At 45.7% G+C, this 18,233-nt stretch carries 18 protein-coding genes and 1 tRNA gene; 5 read left to right on the plus strand and 14 right to left on the minus strand.

The features are described from left to right. Positions 1–682: 682 nt before the first annotated feature. From ICN12_RS09225 to ICN12_RS09235, 3 genes are all read left to right on the plus strand, one after another. The gene (locus ICN12_RS09225) at positions 683–1,669 is read left to right on the plus strand and encodes a GSU2403 family nucleotidyltransferase fold protein (protein WP_216272214.1); all 987 of its coding nucleotides are present in this window, start codon (positions 683–685) and stop codon (positions 1,667–1,669) included. Positions 1,670–2,048: 379 nt separating this feature from the next. After that, positions 2,049–2,834 (plus strand): formylglycine-generating enzyme family protein, encoded by a 786-nt coding sequence (locus tag ICN12_RS09230; RefSeq protein ID WP_216272215.1) that lies wholly within the window; start codon positions 2,049–2,051, stop codon positions 2,832–2,834. A gap of 3 nt (positions 2,835–2,837) precedes the next feature. Further along, a complete protein-coding gene (locus ICN12_RS09235) occupies positions 2,838–4,163 on the plus strand; it encodes an ATP-dependent DNA helicase (protein WP_216272216.1) in 1,326 nt (441 codons plus the stop codon). A gap of 4 nt (positions 4,164–4,167) precedes the next feature. Here the strand turns inward: ICN12_RS09235 and ICN12_RS09240 are convergent, their stop codons facing one another. The 10 genes from ICN12_RS09240 to ICN12_RS09285 form a co-directional block, all read right to left on the minus strand. Next, a complete protein-coding gene (locus ICN12_RS09240; RefSeq protein WP_216272217.1) occupies positions 4,168–4,437 on the minus strand; it encodes a hypothetical protein in 270 nt (89 codons plus the stop codon). A gap of 14 nt (positions 4,438–4,451) precedes the next feature. After that, the gene (locus tag ICN12_RS09245; RefSeq protein WP_216272218.1) at positions 4,452–5,978 is read right to left on the minus strand and encodes a Fic family protein; all 1,527 of its coding nucleotides are present in this window, start codon (positions 5,976–5,978) and stop codon (positions 4,452–4,454) included. Positions 5,979–6,190: 212 nt separating this feature from the next. Continuing rightward, complete coding sequence (locus ICN12_RS09250; RefSeq protein WP_216272219.1) at positions 6,191–7,780, minus strand: gamma-glutamyltransferase family protein; 1,590 nt, start codon at positions 7,778–7,780, stop codon at positions 6,191–6,193. A 48-nt stretch (positions 7,781–7,828) separates the two neighbouring features. Next, the gene (locus tag ICN12_RS09255; protein WP_370625010.1) at positions 7,829–8,806 is read right to left on the minus strand and encodes a Bug family tripartite tricarboxylate transporter substrate binding protein; all 978 of its coding nucleotides are present in this window, start codon (positions 8,804–8,806) and stop codon (positions 7,829–7,831) included. A gap of 7 nt (positions 8,807–8,813) precedes the next feature. Beyond that, entirely contained in the window at positions 8,814–9,542 is a 729-nt protein-coding gene (locus ICN12_RS09260; RefSeq protein ID WP_216272220.1) for an LrgB family protein, read from the minus strand. Further along, entirely contained in the window at positions 9,539–9,892 is a 354-nt protein-coding gene (locus ICN12_RS09265; RefSeq protein WP_216272221.1) for a CidA/LrgA family protein, read from the minus strand. Before ICN12_RS09265 ends, ICN12_RS09260 begins: the two co-directional genes overlap by 4 nt. 24 nt (positions 9,893–9,916) lie before the next feature. Further along, complete coding sequence (gene purU, locus ICN12_RS09270; protein ID WP_216272222.1) at positions 9,917–10,771, minus strand: formyltetrahydrofolate deformylase; 855 nt, start codon at positions 10,769–10,771, stop codon at positions 9,917–9,919. Between the two features lie 87 nt (positions 10,772–10,858). Further along, the gene (locus tag ICN12_RS09275) at positions 10,859–11,266 is read right to left on the minus strand and encodes a hypothetical protein (RefSeq protein WP_216272223.1); all 408 of its coding nucleotides are present in this window, start codon (positions 11,264–11,266) and stop codon (positions 10,859–10,861) included. A 10-nt stretch (positions 11,267–11,276) separates the two neighbouring features. Beyond that, a complete protein-coding gene (locus ICN12_RS09280; RefSeq protein WP_216272224.1) occupies positions 11,277–11,684 on the minus strand; it encodes a surface-adhesin E family protein in 408 nt (135 codons plus the stop codon). Between the two features lie 70 nt (positions 11,685–11,754). Further along, entirely contained in the window at positions 11,755–14,220 is a 2,466-nt protein-coding gene (locus tag ICN12_RS09285) for a penicillin acylase family protein (RefSeq protein WP_216272225.1), read from the minus strand. Between the two features lie 133 nt (positions 14,221–14,353). Here ICN12_RS09285 and ICN12_RS09290 point away from each other — a divergent pair. Next, a tRNA-Leu gene (locus ICN12_RS09290) sits at positions 14,354–14,442 on the plus strand. Between the two features lie 211 nt (positions 14,443–14,653). Here ICN12_RS09290 and ICN12_RS09295 read toward each other — a convergent pair. The 4 genes from ICN12_RS09295 to ICN12_RS09310 all read right to left on the minus strand — a co-directional run bounded on the left by ICN12_RS09295 (position 14,654) and on the right by ICN12_RS09310 (position 17,708). Next, positions 14,654–15,031, minus strand: a complete 378-nt coding sequence (locus tag ICN12_RS09295; protein WP_216272226.1) for a HEPN domain-containing protein — start codon at positions 15,029–15,031, stop codon at positions 14,654–14,656. Then, positions 15,021–15,815 (minus strand): hypothetical protein, encoded by a 795-nt coding sequence (locus ICN12_RS09300; RefSeq protein ID WP_216272227.1) that lies wholly within the window; start codon positions 15,813–15,815, stop codon positions 15,021–15,023. The genes ICN12_RS09295 and ICN12_RS09300 overlap by 11 nt, the downstream gene beginning before the upstream one ends. Before the next feature lie 373 nt (positions 15,816–16,188). Continuing rightward, the gene (locus ICN12_RS09305) at positions 16,189–16,902 is read right to left on the minus strand and encodes a FecR domain-containing protein (protein ID WP_216272228.1); all 714 of its coding nucleotides are present in this window, start codon (positions 16,900–16,902) and stop codon (positions 16,189–16,191) included. After that, positions 16,899–17,708 carry a DUF6502 family protein gene (locus ICN12_RS09310; protein WP_216272229.1) on the minus strand — a complete coding sequence of 270 codons (810 nt, stop codon included), beginning with the start codon at positions 17,706–17,708 and terminating at the stop codon, positions 16,899–16,901. Before ICN12_RS09310 ends, ICN12_RS09305 begins: the two co-directional genes overlap by 4 nt. Positions 17,709–17,883: 175 nt before the next feature. Between ICN12_RS09310 and ICN12_RS09315 the strand changes: the two genes are divergently transcribed. After that, complete coding sequence (locus ICN12_RS09315; RefSeq protein WP_216272230.1) at positions 17,884–18,219, plus strand: hypothetical protein; 336 nt, start codon at positions 17,884–17,886, stop codon at positions 18,217–18,219. Positions 18,220–18,233 lie beyond the last annotated feature (14 nt).

Here is an 18,233-nt window from a genome sequence, read left to right on the forward strand (position 1 = left end):
CGGCTTGTTTGAGGATGGCCATGATTTGGCTATCGGTAAAGCGGGAGGTTTTCATAGAATTTCCTTTAAATCAAACAACTTAGAAATTCTACTTTTAACTCAGGTTAAGGGGCGGGGGTATTACCCCCCCCGGCCATCACTTTTTTAAATTGGACAGATAGATCGATGATTTCTAGCAAAGCGCTGATAGACCAAACAGGCATATCGCGCGCCACCCTTAACAACTACATCCAGCTTGGGATATTGCCCAAGCCAGTTGTACAGTCTCTCACTGCAAGTGCAGATGAGGGTGGAGCTAGGCTTGTCTATTAGTAATCAACTCTTAGAGCTAATGGGCAGCAAACTCATCATCAACAGTACCGAGGGCCAAGGTTCGACTTTTAGTTTTGATTTGGTTTTAGGCGCAGGGCAGAAGGCTTAAAGCGGTCGGTAGTAAGTTGGTGTCACCGTCGCTTGTGGGTCGATATTTGTCTGCGGGGACTAATAAGCATGAGAGTCTGCTTAACATGCTAAAGCGGCCTGATTTAAATTCTATTAAATGGATTCATTAGGATCGGGTAGCGGATGACGACAGGACGATAAAGCTATTGATTGGTGAGCGTCGGCAAGTGGATTTATTTAAGTCATTGATTTATATGTTTTTTCAATATAAAATAGAAAAAACACAATTTATGTTGAAAAAATGACCGAATTCAAAGAGCTTAACGAAAATCAGCTCAAGCAGATTACTAATTCTGACCAGCTTTATCGGGCCTATATTCAAGCTCGTCAGCGCCAAGTAGCCCATGCAGGCTCGATGATTTGGCGCTCACAAAATGGCAAAGATTACTTGGTCAAAACGTCAGCTCGTGGGAATCAAACTGGGATGGGGCCTCGCAACGCAAAGACAGAGGCCATTTTTGGTCAATTTATGCGTGCTAAAGAAGGGGCCCATCAAAATTGGCTTGGCACTTTAGCGGCCTTAAAGGAAGCGGTGGCAATTAATAGAGTCTATGGCGCTGGGCGCACTCCGAATTTGATTGTTGAAATCTTGAGCGCTTTAGGTGAGCAAGGCCTTGGTGAGCACTTCATGATTATTGGAACCAATGCACTTTACGCCTATGAGACTCATTGCGGTGTTCGCTTTGAGGACAAAATTACTGCAACTGCAGATTTGGATATGTTGTGGGATTCGAGAAAGTCCATTCAAATTGCTGTTACCGAAAATATTAAAGAGCATGGCTTTTTGGGGATCTTAAAGAAGGCTGACAAAAGCTTTGAATTGCTTGAAGACCAACGTTATACGGCAATTAATCAAACGGGCTTCATGGTTGATTTGCTGCATTCTGGGAATCGAAAGCGCAAGCCAGAATCTCTGCAACTGTTTAAAAATCCAGATGATTTTTGGGCTGTGGAGGCTCCGAATATTGATTGGTTGTTAAGTGCTCCCAAATTTACTCAAACTGTTATTTCTGCGAATGGGAAATTTGCACGCATGGTAACAGTCGATCCAAGGGCATTTGTGATTTATAAGAATTGGCTTTCGCAACGAGTAGATCGTGATCCGACAAAAAAACCAAGGGACCTAGTCCAATCAAAAGCAGTTGCTTTGTTGCTAGAAGAATATATGCCACACTTTCCAACCAACGGAATTAATCATTTTCCAAAGGCGATAAGGTTGGACTTGTGAGCAATGCTTATTGGCTTAGATAGATACCAGCGGGTACTAAGTGAAGCGAGTGACTGCTATACAGCTTATAACTGCCGTATGAGTAAACTGGATAAATATGTCAGATTGACGGCCTTATGTAAGCCGCCTTCTTACGCAATAGAAACCTTCAATATCTGATTATTTTTTTGGGAATAGCGAACGTGAGAGCCTTATTCTATATGGGTGCTATTTATAAAATAATTCCCGAAAAAGACGGGAGAGGCTTATAGAATATGACTTGCCTAACCAGATTGTGATTCTGGTTGTCGCGGGTTCGAGCCCCGTCGTTCGCCCCACCGAATATTGCAGTATCCTAAGGCTCCCTTCGCGGAGCCTTTTATTTTTTTAGATTTTTCCCATGAAAAAATTCGACATTCTCCAAATCATTTTTGGTGTTCTGCTTTCAGTCATTGCACTGTATTTCATGTTGAGACCTTCAGCTTCTAATAGCGCTCCCGTATCTACTATTCCCGTAATAAAAGTTAGCAATCTAACTTGGGATCAAACTGAGAGGACAATTGCTGACGTAAAAACCTTTGCTGATGCCACAGGATTTGTCAGTCAGACCGAAAAAAATGGCGGCGGTCTCTCTTACGAGGCGGGCTTTGTGAAGAAGTCGGGCTGGACCTGGAAAACCCCTTACGGCGCTCCTGCAAAAAGTAGTGAGCCAGCGGTGCACCTCAATCAAGCAGAGGCACAATCAGTCTGCCAGTTTTATGGCAAACGCTTGCCTACCAATGATGAGTGGATTAGTGCGGCTTTTGTAGAACAAAGAGCCAATCCGCCCGAAGGTTTTACTCAAGGACAGCGCTATGCATTTCCGGGCGGCAACACACCCGTTGTTTCACACTGCTTAAGTGGTTGTGGTGATTACCAGGGTGTTGCACCTGCAGGCGCTCTGAATCGTGGCACAGGACATGTGCCTGCTGGCAGCACTAATCCAGGTGTGAATGGTTTGCTCGATATGGGCGGCAATGTATGGGGGTGGACTGCAACCGAGCGCAATGGTGGTTACATCACCCGCGGTGCTTCTTGGTGGTACGGGCCTGAAAGGCAGAAAGAGTCTGATGTCGAGTCTAAACCAACCGACATTGGAGTGGTTTACATTGGATTTCGTTGTGTAGCTGATACCGTGAAACAATAGCAGATGACCACTCCTGTAGTTGACCCCCTCCAAATTGAAATCACGGCTGAATATCAGGCGGTCATTGATGCCATCGAGCGTCGCGATCCCTATATCTTTGTCAGCGGTAAGGCGGGTACGGGCAAGACAACCTTAATTGGTTATTTGCGCGAGAACATTCCTGGCAACGTGGTGGTGGTAGCTCCAACAGGTGTAGCTGCGCTACAGGTGAAGGGTGTGACTATTCATTCCTTCTTTCGCCTGCCGCCCCGTTTGATCTTCCCTGAGGAAGATATCAAGCCCTTAAAAGATAAGCGTCTCTATAAAGATATTCGTTTACTCATCATTGATGAGATCTCGATGGTGAGAGCGGATGTAGTGGATGCCATGGATTTATTCCTACGCGCTAATGGTCCTCACAAGAGCCAACCATTTGGCGGCATTCAGGTCATGTTTGTAGGGGACTTATTCCAATTGCCCCCAGTAGTTTCTAACGCGGATATGCAAGTTCTTTCGGAGCGCGGTTATGAGGGCCCTTATTTCTTCTGCGCTATGGCACTGCATCGCAAAGATGTCACGATGGTGGAGTTGTCCAAGATCTTCCGCCAAAAGGATGCACACTTTGCAGGCTTACTTAATCAGATCCGTATCAATCAAGATATTGACGAAGCGCTTGATACCCTCAATGCGGTTTGTTATGAAACTAAAAAAGAGGCTGATGAGCAGACCATCACCTTAACTACAACCAATGCACGCGCTGATCAAATTAATGGCGCAGGCTTGCGCGCATTAACCACGGATGCCAAGGTCTATACGGGTAACAGCACCGGTAAGTTCAACGTGGATGACCGCAATCTTCCATCACCCAATCATTTGACCCTGAAGGTTGGTGCAAAAGTGATGTTTACTGCAACCGATAGCAACTTCCCCAAGCGCTGGGTGAATGGCACTATTGGGGTAGTGCGTGAGTTACTGCCCAATACCGTGAAGGTAATGGTGCAAAACGGACCATACTCAAACACGGTTGAAGTCAAAGGCCATCAGTGGGAGTCTTATCGCTACGACCATGACATGATGTCTGGCAGAATCTCACCAAACATCATTGGTACTTTTGTGCAAATTCCTTTGATGTTAGCTTGGGCCGTTACCATTCATAAGAGCCAGGGCAAGACGCTTGATAAGATCAAAGTAGATCTGTCGTCAGGTGCATTTGCGTCAGGGCAGGTCTATGTAGCCTTAAGCCGCTGCACCTCAATTGAAGGTATCACCTTAGAGCGACCCATACAGCCTAAGGATGTGAGCTGCGATCAAGAGGTGAAGCGCTTCTACTTGAACTGCTTGCCAAGTTAAGCTGCTACTTTAATTCGGAGTTAATAAAGCGTTTTAAGGCCTCCCGAATTAGGGGCTGATGCCCCATATTATATTTTTTTTCCAAGATCTTGAAGGACTTGATTAAATCTTTTTCCACGCGAATCGAGATTGTTTCTAAGCCTAATGCCCTGTCTACTTTGGTGCCCAATTCTGCATTTAGGGGTTTTGCAAATCTTGCATCGCATCCCAATTTTCTGTTTTCCCAGGCTTCGGTGGTATTTTCAATCGCAACTTCCTTGCTTTTTCTAGGCATTAATTTCCTCTTGTTCAGTTTTTAATTTTGTTAAATGAGTGATCTTGGATATCGTGCGGATCAAGCAATTGGTATTGGGATGGATTGTCTGTAAATGCATTGCAAGCCTTCATTTTTTCCCAGAGCTTGGCAAAGTCAGAATAGCTAAATCCAGCAGTCCAGTTCCAGGCCCTTGTCATAGAGCGTACAAATGGGGTTGGATCATTATTTTGTGACAGCGCCTTAAGTGGTAGCAAGTAATCTTCGCGATACCCGGTGGGAACAATGATGCGACAGGCTGAAGCTTCGGTTAGATAGGCATTCATGGTCAGGCGCGCAGTTCTACCATTGCCATCCATAAATGGATGAACCTCAGTAACGACAAACATGGCCATGAGGGCGCGCGCGAAAGCATCATCCAATAGCGCAACTCGCTTAAAGCCTTCACGCAAAGTTCCCTTTACTAATTCAGGGTGAACAAAGATTGTGCTTCCAGCTTGATTGGTTTGTTCTTTCCATTGACCTGGGTTTTTATCTGGGCGACTAGACAATATTTGGTGGTTGCATTGCTGTAACCATGCCAAGAATTCATCCTCGTTCCTAGGAAGTTTTGATCGAAAGGGCTGCTCCATAATGGCCTTGAAGGTACCCAGAATATCGTGAGAATCTTCATTGCGCTTGGGAATAATCTTGCCGTCGAAAATAATTTCAGAAGCTTCTTCAACGGTAAAGGTAGTGCCTTCAATATAGTTTGAAAAATACGATTCAAAAAAAGCAAAATTAAAGGCGCTCACCCCAGTCTTTGCTGGATCTGCAATCAGTGGGAAGGGCTTTCTTAAGGCAGAAAATAAACTCTCAAAGATCTCAATGCGATCAGGGTCATAAGGCTTTCCGGCGGCGCGAGCCAATGCATCGGCGGCGCGTAATGAGCGCGTTTTACCAGTTTGCATCAAAGCGGAAATGATCCTGGTTAAGGTTTTGAACTGAACATCTAAACCCAATTCGCTAGCGATTGACTTGGCATCATCACGCAAGGCGTTGATTTTGTGTTCACCGCGAATGGTGCACAGCTTGCTCAGATGGGATTCAACCCACTGGCGACCCATAGTACGAATCTCTGAGCCTTTGCCGGTGTAGAGATTTTCTAAAAGTCTTCTTGCCTCTGAAGAGACAAACAGCTTTCCATAGGGAGTGTCATTCACAGACGGGCTACGACCCACAATTGCAGGCGTGCCTGGCAAAATATTTAAGGTAAGACCTGGAAGCTGAAGGCTACGCACGCGCTTGCCATGGACAAGAAAAATATTACCTAAATCATCTGGCATACCTAATTGGGCAGAGCGGTAAGCTATAACTGCATTGGGATAGAGGTACTCTGCGATCTTGTGCCAATTGGGTCTAATGATTTGTTCAAGAGGGCTTTCAAGGTCACTTGTATAGATTCCACCGTGAATCTTGCGTAAATACCCAGCTCTTGCCAATCGAGAGATGCGCTGGGCATTTGCTTGATCTTCTGCCGAGCTGAAAAGGAGAAGCGGGAGACTGTCAACGGAAGTGCTCATAAAGCCTTAATTTACCGAGTGTTGTCAATAATAATGCTTATATTATAATTTATTGTCAATAAAAATGCATATTTATGATAAATAACCCCATTTTCTGTGTATTGGAATGGGCAGGGATGGCATTCCGTCAAGGGCAGCCCAAAGGGGCGCCTTGCGCACCCTTGATGCTCATGTTTATATCCAAGCTAACTATGTGCTTTTATGTAACGCGATTAAAAACCAGCCGCCAACCCATCTCGACGATGATCACTTCCAGCGATATAAGCATCTTTAGTTTCTTCTCCCAATAGCGCAATTGCTTGGGCACTACCAAAGTCTAAGCTATTGGCTGGCATGATAGTTACCTCATGCCCCATGGCTTTTAAGCCCTCAACGACTGCTACGGGCATTGAAGCCTCAACCGTGAGCTTGCCCACATCATCGATTCTCCAGCGTGGCGCGTCTGAGCATGCTTGTGGATTGAGGTACTCATCAACAAAGCGCATTACAAACTGGATATGTCCTTGGGGCTGCATATTGCCGCCCATCACACCAAATGCCATAGCCGCTTGATTGCCTTTGGTCAGGAATGCCGGAATGATCGTGTGGAAAGGGCGCTTGCCTGGGGCTACTTGATTGGGGTGGCCATCGACCAGGCTAAAGCTCATGCCGCGGTTATGAAAGGCAATGCCGCCTGGAGCAACTACACCAGAACCAAAGCCTTTGAAGTTCGACTGAATATACGAAATCATCATGCCAGCGTCATCAGCGGCGCAAAGGTAAACCGTGCCGCCGGAGTGCGGATCTCCTGCGCCATAACTACCTGCCTGTTGATGATTAATCAATGCGGCACGGCTGGCTAAATAATCCCTATCAAGCAAAGCGCTTGTCGGCACTTTCATGCTGCTGGCATCAGATACGTGTGCGTATGCATCAGCAAAAGCAATACGCATCGCTTCCACTTGTAAATGAATACGCTTTGCAGAATTAGCAGGGTATTGTTTTACATTCGCCGCTTGCAAAATACCGAGTGCCATTTGCGCTACGATGCCGGAGCCATTGGGCGGGATCTCATGCAGGGTGTACTCACCATAGTCAAAAGCCAGAGGCTCAACCCATTCAGTTTGATTATTGGCAAAGTCTGACATGGTGAAGCAGCCACCAGTACTCTGGGCAAAGTCCACCATGCTTTGGGCTAATGTGCCGGTGTAAAAAGATTCACCTTCGGTCTCGGCTATTTCGCGTAGTGTTTTGGCTTGTGCAGGGTAACGCCAGATTTGACCAGCAGTCGGCGCTTTGCCATCAATTAAAAATGATTCACTAAAGCCAGCTTGATTTTTAAGAATCGGAATGGCTTCACGCCATTGGCGCGCGACGACAGGTGAAACTGGAAAACCATTCTCCGCATAATCAATGGCGCGCTTAAAGAGCTCTGCAAACGGCAACTTACCAAATTTACGAGACAGCTCAATCCATCCCGACACCATACCAGGGACGGTCACGGTATTCCAGCCAATCAGATCCATTGCTGCTTTGCCAGAAAAATATTCCAGCGTCCAGGCTGCGGGTGCACGACCAGAGGCATTCATGCCATGGAGTTTCTTACCATCCCAGATGAGCGCAAAGCCATCACCACCTAAGCCATTCATGGTGGGCTCAACTACGGTGAGTGTGATCGCAGTGGCCAAGGCCGCATCGACAGCATTGCCCCCGTTTTGCAATGCCTCAATACCTGCTTGAGTAGCTAATGGCTGTGAGCTAGCAACGGCATTCTTAGCAAGTACTGGGGCGCGGCCACCACCAAAGGGAGGGGAGATCAACATAGGTCTGGAGTAATTTAAATAAGTGTTAAAGAATGATTAATGCAAGCATTAATCTACTTTGATATTGGCAGACTTTACTACTTTCTCCCATTTGCTGTGCTCGCTATCGGTGATTTGCGCGAGGCTCTCTGAGTTCGCAAATTGGGGATGTATTCCTTGGGCTGCCATGCGCGCCTTCAAGTCTGGATTGGTGAGGATTTTCCGAATCTCTTTTTCTATCTTGGAGATGATTGCTGGTGGCGTGCCCTTTGGGGCATAAACTGCATAGAAGTTTTCGACATCAAACTGCTTCATGCCATCTTGACCCAAAGTGGGAGCATTGGGCATTAGTGGTGAACGCTCGCTTGCCGCAATGGCAATCGGGCGCAACTTCCCACTTTGAATATGGGGCAGGGAGGCGGTCACGCTATCAAACATCATGGAGGTATTGCCTGCTATTAAGTCAGGTAATGCAAAGCTACTACCTTTGTAGGGAATATGTGTGCCAGTAGCGCCAATGCGCTGCATAAACAAAGTGGACTCCAGATGGGGGAGACTGCCGTTACCTTGGGATGCGTAATTGAAGTTCCCATTCTTAGATTTAATAAACGCAATCAGCTCCGGGAGTGTTTTGGCGGGAACGCTGGGATTAATCACAATCAGGTGCGGCACCGTACCGATGAGGGCTACAGGCGCAAAGTCTTTGCGCAAATCTGCCGGCGGATTTTTAAACAGCGCTTGAGAAATCGCCTGGTTGGTCATGGCGCTAATATGAATGGTGTAACCATCAGGAGCAGCTTTTGCAGCTGCACTCAGCCCAATCATCCCCCCAGCACCAGGCTTATTTTCAATGACTATCGATTGCCCAAGTGCCTCACCTAGCGGTGCAGTAACAGCCCGAGCAAAGATATCAGTAGATCCACCCGCTGGAAATGACAAGATGGCAACGAGGGGTTTCTTGGGCCAATCTCCATCTGCGCTAGCTAATCCCGCTGATAAAGCAATGAAAAGTCCCCAAGCCAGACGAGCCAAGATATTTTTGTTCACGAGTGCTTTATTTATTAAACAGGTGATACAGAATCGGAATGGCTACGGCGCTAATCACACCATTCATGCCCATGGCAAGGCTGGCGTAAGTCCCAGCCTCAGGATGAATGCTAAACGCACGAGAGGTACCAATCCCATGGGCTCCAATGCCAATTGCAAACCCGCGTTGCCACCACGCTTTCATACCAAGGGCATTCAGAATAAAGGGCGCCAAAATGGCTCCGAGGATGCCAGTGGTTACGGCAAAGATCGCAGTCAAGGTTGGGGATACGCTAATTCGCTCTGCGATACCCATAGCAATTGGTGCGGTCACGGATTTGGGGTACATGGCACCAGTAATGTTGGAGTCAGCCCCGAATAATTTAGCAATATTCACCGCGCTCACAATAGAGACAAGTCCACCAACAATCAGAGAAGCAAGTAAGGGGATAGAGCGACCCTTCAAACTATTTAATCCACGATAGATGGGGATGGCCAGAGACACTGTTGCAGAGCCCAGTAGGAAGTGAATAAATTGAGCGCCCTCGAAGTAGGTCGAGTAAGGCATCTCGATAAACTGAATGACGCTAGCGACAATGATGGTGGCAATCGCAACGGGATTGGCTAAGGGATTCTGCTTGGTGGTTTTGTAAACCCAGAGTCCAGTTTGATAAGCCGCTAGCGTAATGAATAGGGCAAATAGAGGGCTACCTGAGAGGTAAACCCAAATTTCGACAATGGAATGTTTTTCGCTCACTGTTTTGCCCCATCCAGCTTGGAGCTCAAAAAGCGCACCACGATGGCGCTGGCAGCAATCGTGAGGACTACGCTACCCACTAGGGCACTCACAATAGCTAAGGCATTTGCTTTGAGCTGAGGCAAAAACAAGACCACACCAACAGCTGCCGGCACAAACAAGAGGCCGAAATACTGAATGAAGCCATCTGCAACCAGAGCTAATTCAGGGTTGATACCTTTACGGAAGACTAGCCAGAGTATCAGCAGCACCAAGCCAATCACAGGGCCCGGCAGGGTAGGCAGAGCAAACTTGGAGATCAGCTCACCAAGACTCTGAAAAAAGAGGATTTGGACGAGTCCGGAGATCATCTAATGTGTTCTCCGTATTTCATCTTAATCAGAGAAGACGACAGAAGTAGCGCCGTTAATCAGCACGCGGTCATGCAAGTAGTAGCGTAGGGCACGGGATAGTACCGTACGCTCTAGATCGCGACCCTTACGAACCAAATCTTCTGGACTGTCGCCATGGGTAACTCGAGTAACGTCCTGCTCAATAATCGGACCTTCATCTAAGTCGCTCGTGACAAAGTGCGCTGTAGCGCCAATGAGCTTAATGCCGCGGGCATGCGCTTGATGATAGGGCTTCGCACCCTTAAAGCTTGGCAGGAATGAATGATGAACGTTGATGCATCGACCAGATAACTTGGTTGACAAATCGTCGGAGAGAATTTGCATATAGCGCGCTAAGATCACCATATCCGCTTTTGAGTCAGCAACGATTTCTAAGAGTTTGGCTTCTTGAGCTGGTTTGGTCTCCGGCGTTACAGGCAGGTGATAAAACGGAATGTCTGCAAAATCAATGCTTGAATAAACCTCGCGCGGGTGATTAGAAACGATCCCGCAAATAACCATTGGTAATTCGCCGATACGCCAGCGATAGAGTAAGTCTACTAAGCAGTGGTCCAACTTTGATGCCATGATCAGCACGCGCTTTAAATCCTTTACAGCGCGCAGGTCCCAGGTGAGATCAAAGCGTTTGGCAATATCTACAAATCCCGCTCTCAGAGTCTTGGCATCAGCACTACAACTAAAACTCACACGCATAAAGAAGCGCTTAGAAGCTTTGTCATCAAATTGCTGGGCTTCTTCAATGTCGCCACCCAGTTCAAAGATATAGGTTGATACAGCAGCAACAATACCTGGGCGGTTAGGGCAGGTAAGTGTGAGGTAATAGTTTTCTGAGGTCATGGCTTCAATATCGGGAAAGATTGCTTTTAAGGCCCAATTTTAGACTGCTTATGCAAGGGCCGTAAAAAGGAGGCCTCAGCCTGCGGACTATTGCTTGGCTTTGGGGATTGCGATATCGGCGGGGCCTAAATAGGGTTCGCTCATATCTTTTACTGCCGGAATGGGGATGTCCACGCAAATGGGTTTTGATCCTAAGGCATTCAGAAAATTACAGTCTTGTTTGGTGGCTGCTGAGGCAGCATGCTCTAAAGGGGATTTCCCCGTTGTTGCGGTAGAAATAGCGCTTGCTGCAGTCGAGGGATTGGCAACGGCTACAGAGACGGCTGCAGTACCTACAGAGCTAGCGGCAGCAGTCGTAGAGCTACCCAAGGCTAGAAGTGGTGCTGCACAGCCAGCGAGACCTAAGAAAAGGGCTATGCCGCCTATGGTTAAGCTTGTATAAAAGAAAAAAGCAGACCAGCCCGATGGGTTTGGCCTGCTTAGCTGAGCTGTCAAGAAGATGGGTTTATTTGCGTTGGCAAACAACGTTAAAGACTCCGGCCGCCCAAGATTCACTGACAACAGGTTCGAATTCACTATTCGGGGTTTTGTTATCAGAAACTACTTTGCCGGTACCCTTATTGCCAGCAAACTCTTTGTATTCAATTGGGCGGTAGCTAATAGCGGGGCAGTTGTATTCATTGATGCCGATGATTGAGTTAACAGGCTGCTTTGTTTTTGGATTCACACCTGGCTTTTTAAAATCCAACATCGACATAATTTGCGCTTTTTCGCCAGAATCACTAATGGTGTCTAGATCTACATAAACCACCATTACCTCATTTGCGCCCAACTCTTTCCAGGCAGCAAAGCTATTGGAAAGTGGCAACAGAGTCAAGGCCGTAAAGATAGTGAGTGCGTGTATTTTTTTCATGATGTGTGACGTATTGGTTAAATGGATAAGACTTAGGTAAGACCTCAAGAATCATTCTAAACTCCCTAGCTTATTTTTCCTTAATATTCAGATTCAGCTGTCGGTTGATCTTTTGGGGCTTCATTTGGAGGGGGAGATATTCATTTTTAGCCCAGAGTGCGCTCATATTTCGGTAGAGCTTGCTTTGTACCCAGCCTGATTGCCCAGTTTGATAAATAAAGAGGGATTGCTCTAAATCCGAAAGATCGTAGAGTGTCCGCAGGCTGGGGGCCTGCTTGGTTTCAAAGGGATTCTCAGCCCTAAGGAGCTCGAGTCGCCCGACATTAATCGTGAAGCTATCCCCCGGAAATGGCTGGGTTAAATTGAAGAGGCTTCCAATCAGCGGAACCTTGCTTAAAGGGCGATGTTCTGAGACGGCGATATGCGCGTTACCCCAAGCCCAATTTTTTGGATTACCGCCAAATTGCGAACGCAGTTGTTCTAGTGCTTTATCCAATGCAGCATTTGAGGCATCAGCACAGCTCTCGATCTGCTCTGTTTGGGGATCGTTACACCAGAGACTATCGGGGTTTTGTAACTGCAGTATCAGGGCTTGCCTGAAGTTGCGCGTGCCGTAATTCTCTGTAAACAAATAGCTCAAGCGAGAAAAGAGTTTGCGAGTGAGTTGATCGGCCCAGGCATTAAAAATGAGCGCACCAGGGCTATCTATTCTCATATCGCCATCAAAGTTTCTGCTGAGCTCGATAGCTTGTTGAGCTAGCGGATGTGTTGATTGGGCAGATTTGAATAAGTCTAATAATGGTGTGGCACCTAAAGAGACGGTATCAGCCTGCATGGATTTCATAGAAGCAAGATCATGACTTGATTTGCCTTTAATTAAATCCACAATTCTGTCGTAGCGAGTTGGTAGTTCCCAGTCACCCGTTAATGGATTGGGATCGTTGCTAGCCAATATTTTTTGGTTGGCAGTAGTAATCCAATTGCTATCTGGATTATTTCTATTGAGCAGCTGGTCGAATGGAACATATCCGGTCCAGTCATACTGCTTCTCCCAACCCAGTGCTGGGGCTACACCATATAACCCTTGATGCAGGGTGCGCTTGGGTGCAACGCCGGCCGCCTGAAAAGAAATATTTCCATCTACATCTGCCATCACCACGTTCTGCATGGGTGCATAGTTTTTGCGCAGCGCTTGCTTAAATGTATCCAAATCTTTGGCATGGTTCATCTCAAGCAAACCAGCGACAGATTGATTTTCAACATCCAAGGCGGTCCAGCGTAATGCCAGGACATAGTGATCTGTATCAATTGCCCGTTTAGCTCGTGCATACGATTCGGAAATCACAGGGCCGTGTCGTGTCTCTTTAACTAAAAAACGTAAAGGAGGCTCGCCTTTGACGTCGATGATTTCTTGGCGAACTTTAAAAGGGAGTGGGCCCTCAGGGCCGCGATAGACACCAGGATTTTTGGGGTCTAGTTGCTCAATATATAAATCTTGAACATCTGGACCCGTGTTCGTAAAGCTCCAAGCAAACTTATCTGTTCTACCCAAAACAACTGCTGGAACGCCGGGAAGGGTAGCGCCAATGACATTGAGGCCTGGCGCCTCTAAGTGAGCCATATACCAAATGGCAGGAGCAGAGAGGCCTAGGTGAGGATCGTTTGCTAGCAAGGGCTTGCCAGATGCAGTTAGCTTGCCGCTTAACGCCCAATTGTTAGAGCCAATACCGTCTTTTCCGCCAGGTATTTCATTGAGCACCAGCTCGGTAGCGGGAAGCTTATTGGATTTTTGATCTCTTGCGAGTGGATTTGGATTAAAGACATTGATATCGCGATAGATCTTGGCAAAGTCAACATGACTCACTGGTTCACCAGGTGTATAAGCTGGCATCACTTCCCATACTTGCTTGGTTGTTAAGAATTGCGATAGCTCCAGGCGTTGCAATTCTTTATGCCAGTTACCGCCAAGATCAAGTGCCATCATCAACATCCAGGCCACACTATCAGTAGGCGACCAATGTCCTGGCTTAGAGCCAGTTAAAAAGTACTCAACAGGTAGCGCCCAACCTAAGTGCGCATTACCCGCATTAACTCCATCCGCATAAGACTGCAGCAATCGCTTCGTAGCAATGGGGTAGTGATCAAATTGTTTTTCAGCTGCATGCTTAATACCTAGCGTACGAATAAAGCGATCAATTGCTACAGTTTCTTTGCCAAGAATTTCAGAGAGGCGCCCACTCGCTAGGCGACGATTAATTTCCATTTGCCAGGAACGTTCACTAGCATGTAAGTACCCTAGAGCGAAGAGTGCGTCAGTAGAGCTCTTTGCCTCAATATGGGGTATGTCGCTCTCGTCAAAAGTGATGACAACGGAATCGCCCAAGCTTTTAATCACTCGTTTACCAGAGGGATTGGTTTGAGCGGAGAGTAAGTAGATTATTCCGACAGCGATAGCCAGAACTAGGGCTGTAGAACCCAGCCAGAAGATGCCTTTGAAGAGGGTTTTAAGGCCTGAGCTCGGGGTGGGAATTTTCATGGGAATAGTGTAGTGGGTTTGGCTCAAGCGCAGTCGAACCTCAATGAAAGCAGGCTTCCCGCCACCCATGGGTCACGCATGTTAAAATTTTGCTTGTCTTGATTTATTTAGTACGGCTTTATTGCTCGTGCGAGCCCGAGTGGTGAAATCGGTAGACACAGCAGATTTAAAATCTGCCGACTCAAAAAAGTCGTGCCGGTTCGATTCCGGCCTCGGGCACCAAAGATTACTTTTTAATTCCCACTAAAAAGTAACATGCAGTAAACATAAGGGTTTGCGGTCTTATGGTTCTGGTACATTCTTGCAAAAAGGAATCTTTTAGAACTCACTTCCCGATAAAAATCCCGACTCAAATGCTTATTAATTTATCTATTTTGTTGGGCAATAAAAAAGCCCCGATAGGGGCTTTCTATGTGATGCGTATTAAGTATGCTTAGCTAGTTAATTCGTCGATAGTAGAGATTAACTTTTTAGAATTGGCAATTGCCTCTTCTGCATCACCTAATTCAAATACATCAAGGGTTTTATAGTCGGCCGTCACTCTCATTGTTCTTAGAGCTGTTAGTTGGTAGGCCGCAGACCTAGATTTCAATGCTTTTTCAACCCTTAATCTTCTAATTAGGGCTTCATGAACACCCACTCCATCGGATAGTGCTGAAATGGGTGCGAGCTTAGCGTCAACATACTCTTGTGTGTGCAGAAAGGCTCCATAGTAGGATCTACTAATGGCAGATCGCAACCCAGCTTCATTTAGAGGGTTCGAGAGTAGGCTTTCTGCAAACTCTATAAAGTCTAGTGGTTTAATTGGCATCAGAGATAGTTTGCCGTAGCCCACAAACTCCAAATGTAATTAGATCGGATTGAGTATCATCTCCAAATTCCTCAATTATCTTTTCACCAATTTCCCAGGAAAGGTCAACTCTTTCATCCAAAGGAGCGTCAATTTGAAAGTGGATTGCAATTGATCCGTTCGGATTTGAGCTAACCAAATTACGCTCAGGAGAGTGACCCTTTGAAATCAAATGATTCAATGCAAAGTCATATCTTAGATCAACATCTTTTTGAGATAAGCTCATGCGTTTAGCTAGTTCGGTGAACTTGGTGCTAAGTTCACCGAATATAGAAGTTTGTATTCTAGGGTTTGAGTGAACCACGTATTCCCTCACTTCGCTTAACTTAAAAAAATTCACAATATTTATGTTTAAAAATAGTAAAACAGCAACGTCGTTTTCTGATAGTTTTTGGGTGTAATCGAAATCATTTAGGGTTGTGCGAAGACGGTCAATTTCCTTTAGTCTCCACAAAAATCCTGCATACATCAAGTCTAATTCATGCGAGTTACTCAGAGACTTTATTTTTTCATGTGCATCTATTACAAATTCTGCTCTGCCCAAGATTGTGTTGGCATACATAATTGTTTTGTAGCTATTTAAAATGATCAGGCCGTCATTAGAATTCGCAATAATTCGCTCAGCATCTTGAATTATTCTTCTTATAGGGAATGTATTTTCAGATGATTTACGACTATCTAGTGCGATAAGCTGCTCCATCCACTTTGGTGCAATTTGTTGTGGTACGGGTGCTTGCCTCATCATATAAATCTTAGAGCCTTATTCTGAATGGTTATCTTTGTGCTGTCACTAATTAAATGCTGTGGGCGCTGTTTTTCTGCACAAGATACAGGCTTATTTTAGCAACCGATGATTTGTTAAGCTGTAATTAATGTCTTGATTCCCATAAGGGGCAACGAAGCTATTTTTGATAGAATATAAAATATTCTTTATAAACAATAACTTATATAATTTAACGAAGATAAATTTCTGAAATTAAATCCCGACAATTTCCCGAAAAACCCTATGTAAGTTGTTGATTTATATAGAGCGCTTCGCCCGGCCTCGGGCACCAAGTAATTGCAACATTCATCAAAGATGCTTTAGGCATCAATCCCTCCCAATTGGCCCATGAAATCTATATGGGTATCCTAGCGCCAAGTTGCCCGGTATCCTTTCGAACCTCAGTAATTGGATGCTCAGTATTTTCATTTGAAAATCCCATGTATCCCATGGGTACGGCAACCTTCTTGTTTTCTATTGATAGCCAAGATACCCCAGAGTATGAGCGGACATAAGTTGAGTATTTTTTATCCGTCGTTGGTTTGAGAATAATTTCTGCATCTAATCCGGCAACTTCAATTGTTGAATTGGCAGTTTTCAGTAATACCGCCGTTGAAATACCACCCACTTCTTTTCTCGTCACTCTGATTTTTCCATTCGTTAGCTTAAGAACTTGATTTTGTAAATTAGTGGCATCTTCATTGGGCTGAAACACCAGCTCTGCAGATCCTGAGATTGATATTTTTACGCCGTCTTGCAGTTCGACAACTACATATTCATCCTTTTGAGTTTTAATTTGAAAGCCTTCGCAAATCAATTCATGCTGTTTGTACTTGATGGAGGCTCCTTGAGCAATCGCAATCGACCCTATGCTTGATTTCTTGTCGCAGGGGGCTACTGCAACATTACTCATATTGACGAGTAAATCGCTATTTGTCTGTGTATATCCGGTGCCTCCAATGCCACCACCAGTGCCACCATTTTTTTCATTTCCGAAGCTTTGGGTGGCTATGCCTAGAGCTAGAACAGTTGCTAGTAGGGCGACTGTTAGAAGTTTTGTCAGGATCATTTCGAATCTTTCTTCATTACTTTTTCTTTTTTGTAGGCATAGACGCCAAAGTTTGTAGACCAGGCACCATGATTGCTTGGATCTTTGATGAGTGCTTGTGCTTTCTCATTAATAGCCATGAGGATTCTCATGCCTTCTTTCTTCGAAAATTCCTCTAGTTCCTTGGCCGCAGATTCAGAGAGTCCGAAGTAGTGGGCGGAGCGCTCTAGCTGAAGCGCATGGGGGTTTGTAAGATTGCCAACAGCAACCTCAAGGTGATCATGAATATTCATCCCAAGAAAATGGGCGACTTCATCCGTAGGTTGATTCGCAATAATATTTTCTAAATTCAGCGCTATTAGCCCTGACCGGTCAATCGCCACCATCTTCCTAGAAATCATTTCATCTAGAACGGCTTTTGACCTGACATCTTTGCTGAGTGAATATATGAGGTCATCGAAACTGTCCTGCGACCCATTTGATTTCTTTTCTAGTGGGCGCGGTGATCCGTCGGCATTTAAAAACTGTGGATCACCAATCCATTTTGAAAGTGCCTGAGAGGTAAGGGGCATATTTGACTGCTTAGTCTGATCAGATCCTTGCGCCCCCTTGATTCGCTTGACATCTTTTCTGTGAACCCCAGTCATTAAATGAATTCTGGTATCGGTAATTGGTTCGTTTAGTTCGATCAACTTTTCCGATGCCACTTGAACAAGTGAAGTTTTGAGCATCTCTGTTGCGTGAGCGCAGGAAATCTCTCCTTGAATGAGAAGCTTTGAAAGGGGCCTCAAGATCAACCCCACAGCGGCTTTTAGTTTTTCGCTCACATAAATCCCCATATTTTTTGAAAATATACCAGAATTTTGCTTGACGAGGGAAACTTTCCCTCTGATAATCTAAATAAGAGGGAAAATTTCCCGCAATAATTAATAAGCTTAAGAAATTCTTAATGTACGAGGGCAAAAATAGGGTTGTTAAAACTATCAACCAAAAAGCATAAACATGAAGAAGATATTCGTCCATTTTCTGATAGCCATCTTTTCGCTGGGATGCATCCCTGCGTACGCAGATACTGAAAGTAGCAGTAGCGATGGTGGCGGCGGAGGCGGTGGAGGTGGTTCTGGTGTAGGTATCGCGATCGGGGCTGCAGCTGTTATCGGTTTATTGATATGGGCTTTATCAGATAAAAAGGTGCCGGAAACTCCGGTTGCAGAAATTAAAGACCCGATGGCAAGTCAGGTCCCACCCGCAATCGAGACGGAATCTTCTAATGCGATTAAAAAATTACCAACCACACCATCGGGTGGTGTTGGTAACGTCAAAAGCATGGAGTTCTAGTAATGAGAGTCTCT

Origin of the sequence: Polynucleobacter sp. AM-25C3, from assembly GCF_018882335.1 — a bacterium.
GTDB lineage: Bacteria > Pseudomonadota > Gammaproteobacteria > Burkholderiales > Burkholderiaceae > Polynucleobacter.

Coding starts and splice junctions, on each gene's coding strand:
- ICN12_RS09300 (WP_216272227.1), bottom strand. CDS start 15,815: ATGATGAGGCAAGCACCCGTACCACAACAAATTGCACCAAAGTGGATG.
- ICN12_RS09280 (WP_216272224.1), bottom strand. CDS start 11,684: ATGAAAAAAATACACGCACTCACTATCTTTACGGCCTTGACTCTGTTG.
- ICN12_RS09245 (WP_216272218.1), bottom strand. CDS start 5,978: ATGAGCACTTCCGTTGACAGTCTCCCGCTTCTCCTTTTCAGCTCGGCA.
- ICN12_RS09240 (WP_216272217.1), bottom strand. CDS start 4,437: ATGCCTAGAAAAAGCAAGGAAGTTGCGATTGAAAATACCACCGAAGCC.
- ICN12_RS09305 (WP_216272228.1), bottom strand. CDS start 16,902: ATGATCCTGACAAAACTTCTAACAGTCGCCCTACTAGCAACTGTTCTA.
- ICN12_RS09225 (WP_216272214.1), top strand. CDS start 683: ATGACCGAATTCAAAGAGCTTAACGAAAATCAGCTCAAGCAGATTACT.
- ICN12_RS09295 (WP_216272226.1), bottom strand. CDS start 15,031: ATGCCAATTAAACCACTAGACTTTATAGAGTTTGCAGAAAGCCTACTC.
- ICN12_RS09230 (WP_216272215.1), top strand. CDS start 2,049: ATGAAAAAATTCGACATTCTCCAAATCATTTTTGGTGTTCTGCTTTCA.
- ICN12_RS09265 (WP_216272221.1), bottom strand. CDS start 9,892: ATGATCTCCGGACTCGTCCAAATCCTCTTTTTTCAGAGTCTTGGTGAG.
- purU (WP_216272222.1), bottom strand. CDS start 10,771: ATGACCTCAGAAAACTATTACCTCACACTTACCTGCCCTAACCGCCCA.
- ICN12_RS09285 (WP_216272225.1), bottom strand. CDS start 14,220: ATGAAAATTCCCACCCCGAGCTCAGGCCTTAAAACCCTCTTCAAAGGC.
- ICN12_RS09250 (WP_216272219.1), bottom strand. CDS start 7,780: ATGTTGATCTCCCCTCCCTTTGGTGGTGGCCGCGCCCCAGTACTTGCT.
- ICN12_RS09315 (WP_216272230.1), top strand. CDS start 17,884: ATGAAGAAGATATTCGTCCATTTTCTGATAGCCATCTTTTCGCTGGGA.
- ICN12_RS09235 (WP_216272216.1), top strand. CDS start 2,838: ATGACCACTCCTGTAGTTGACCCCCTCCAAATTGAAATCACGGCTGAA.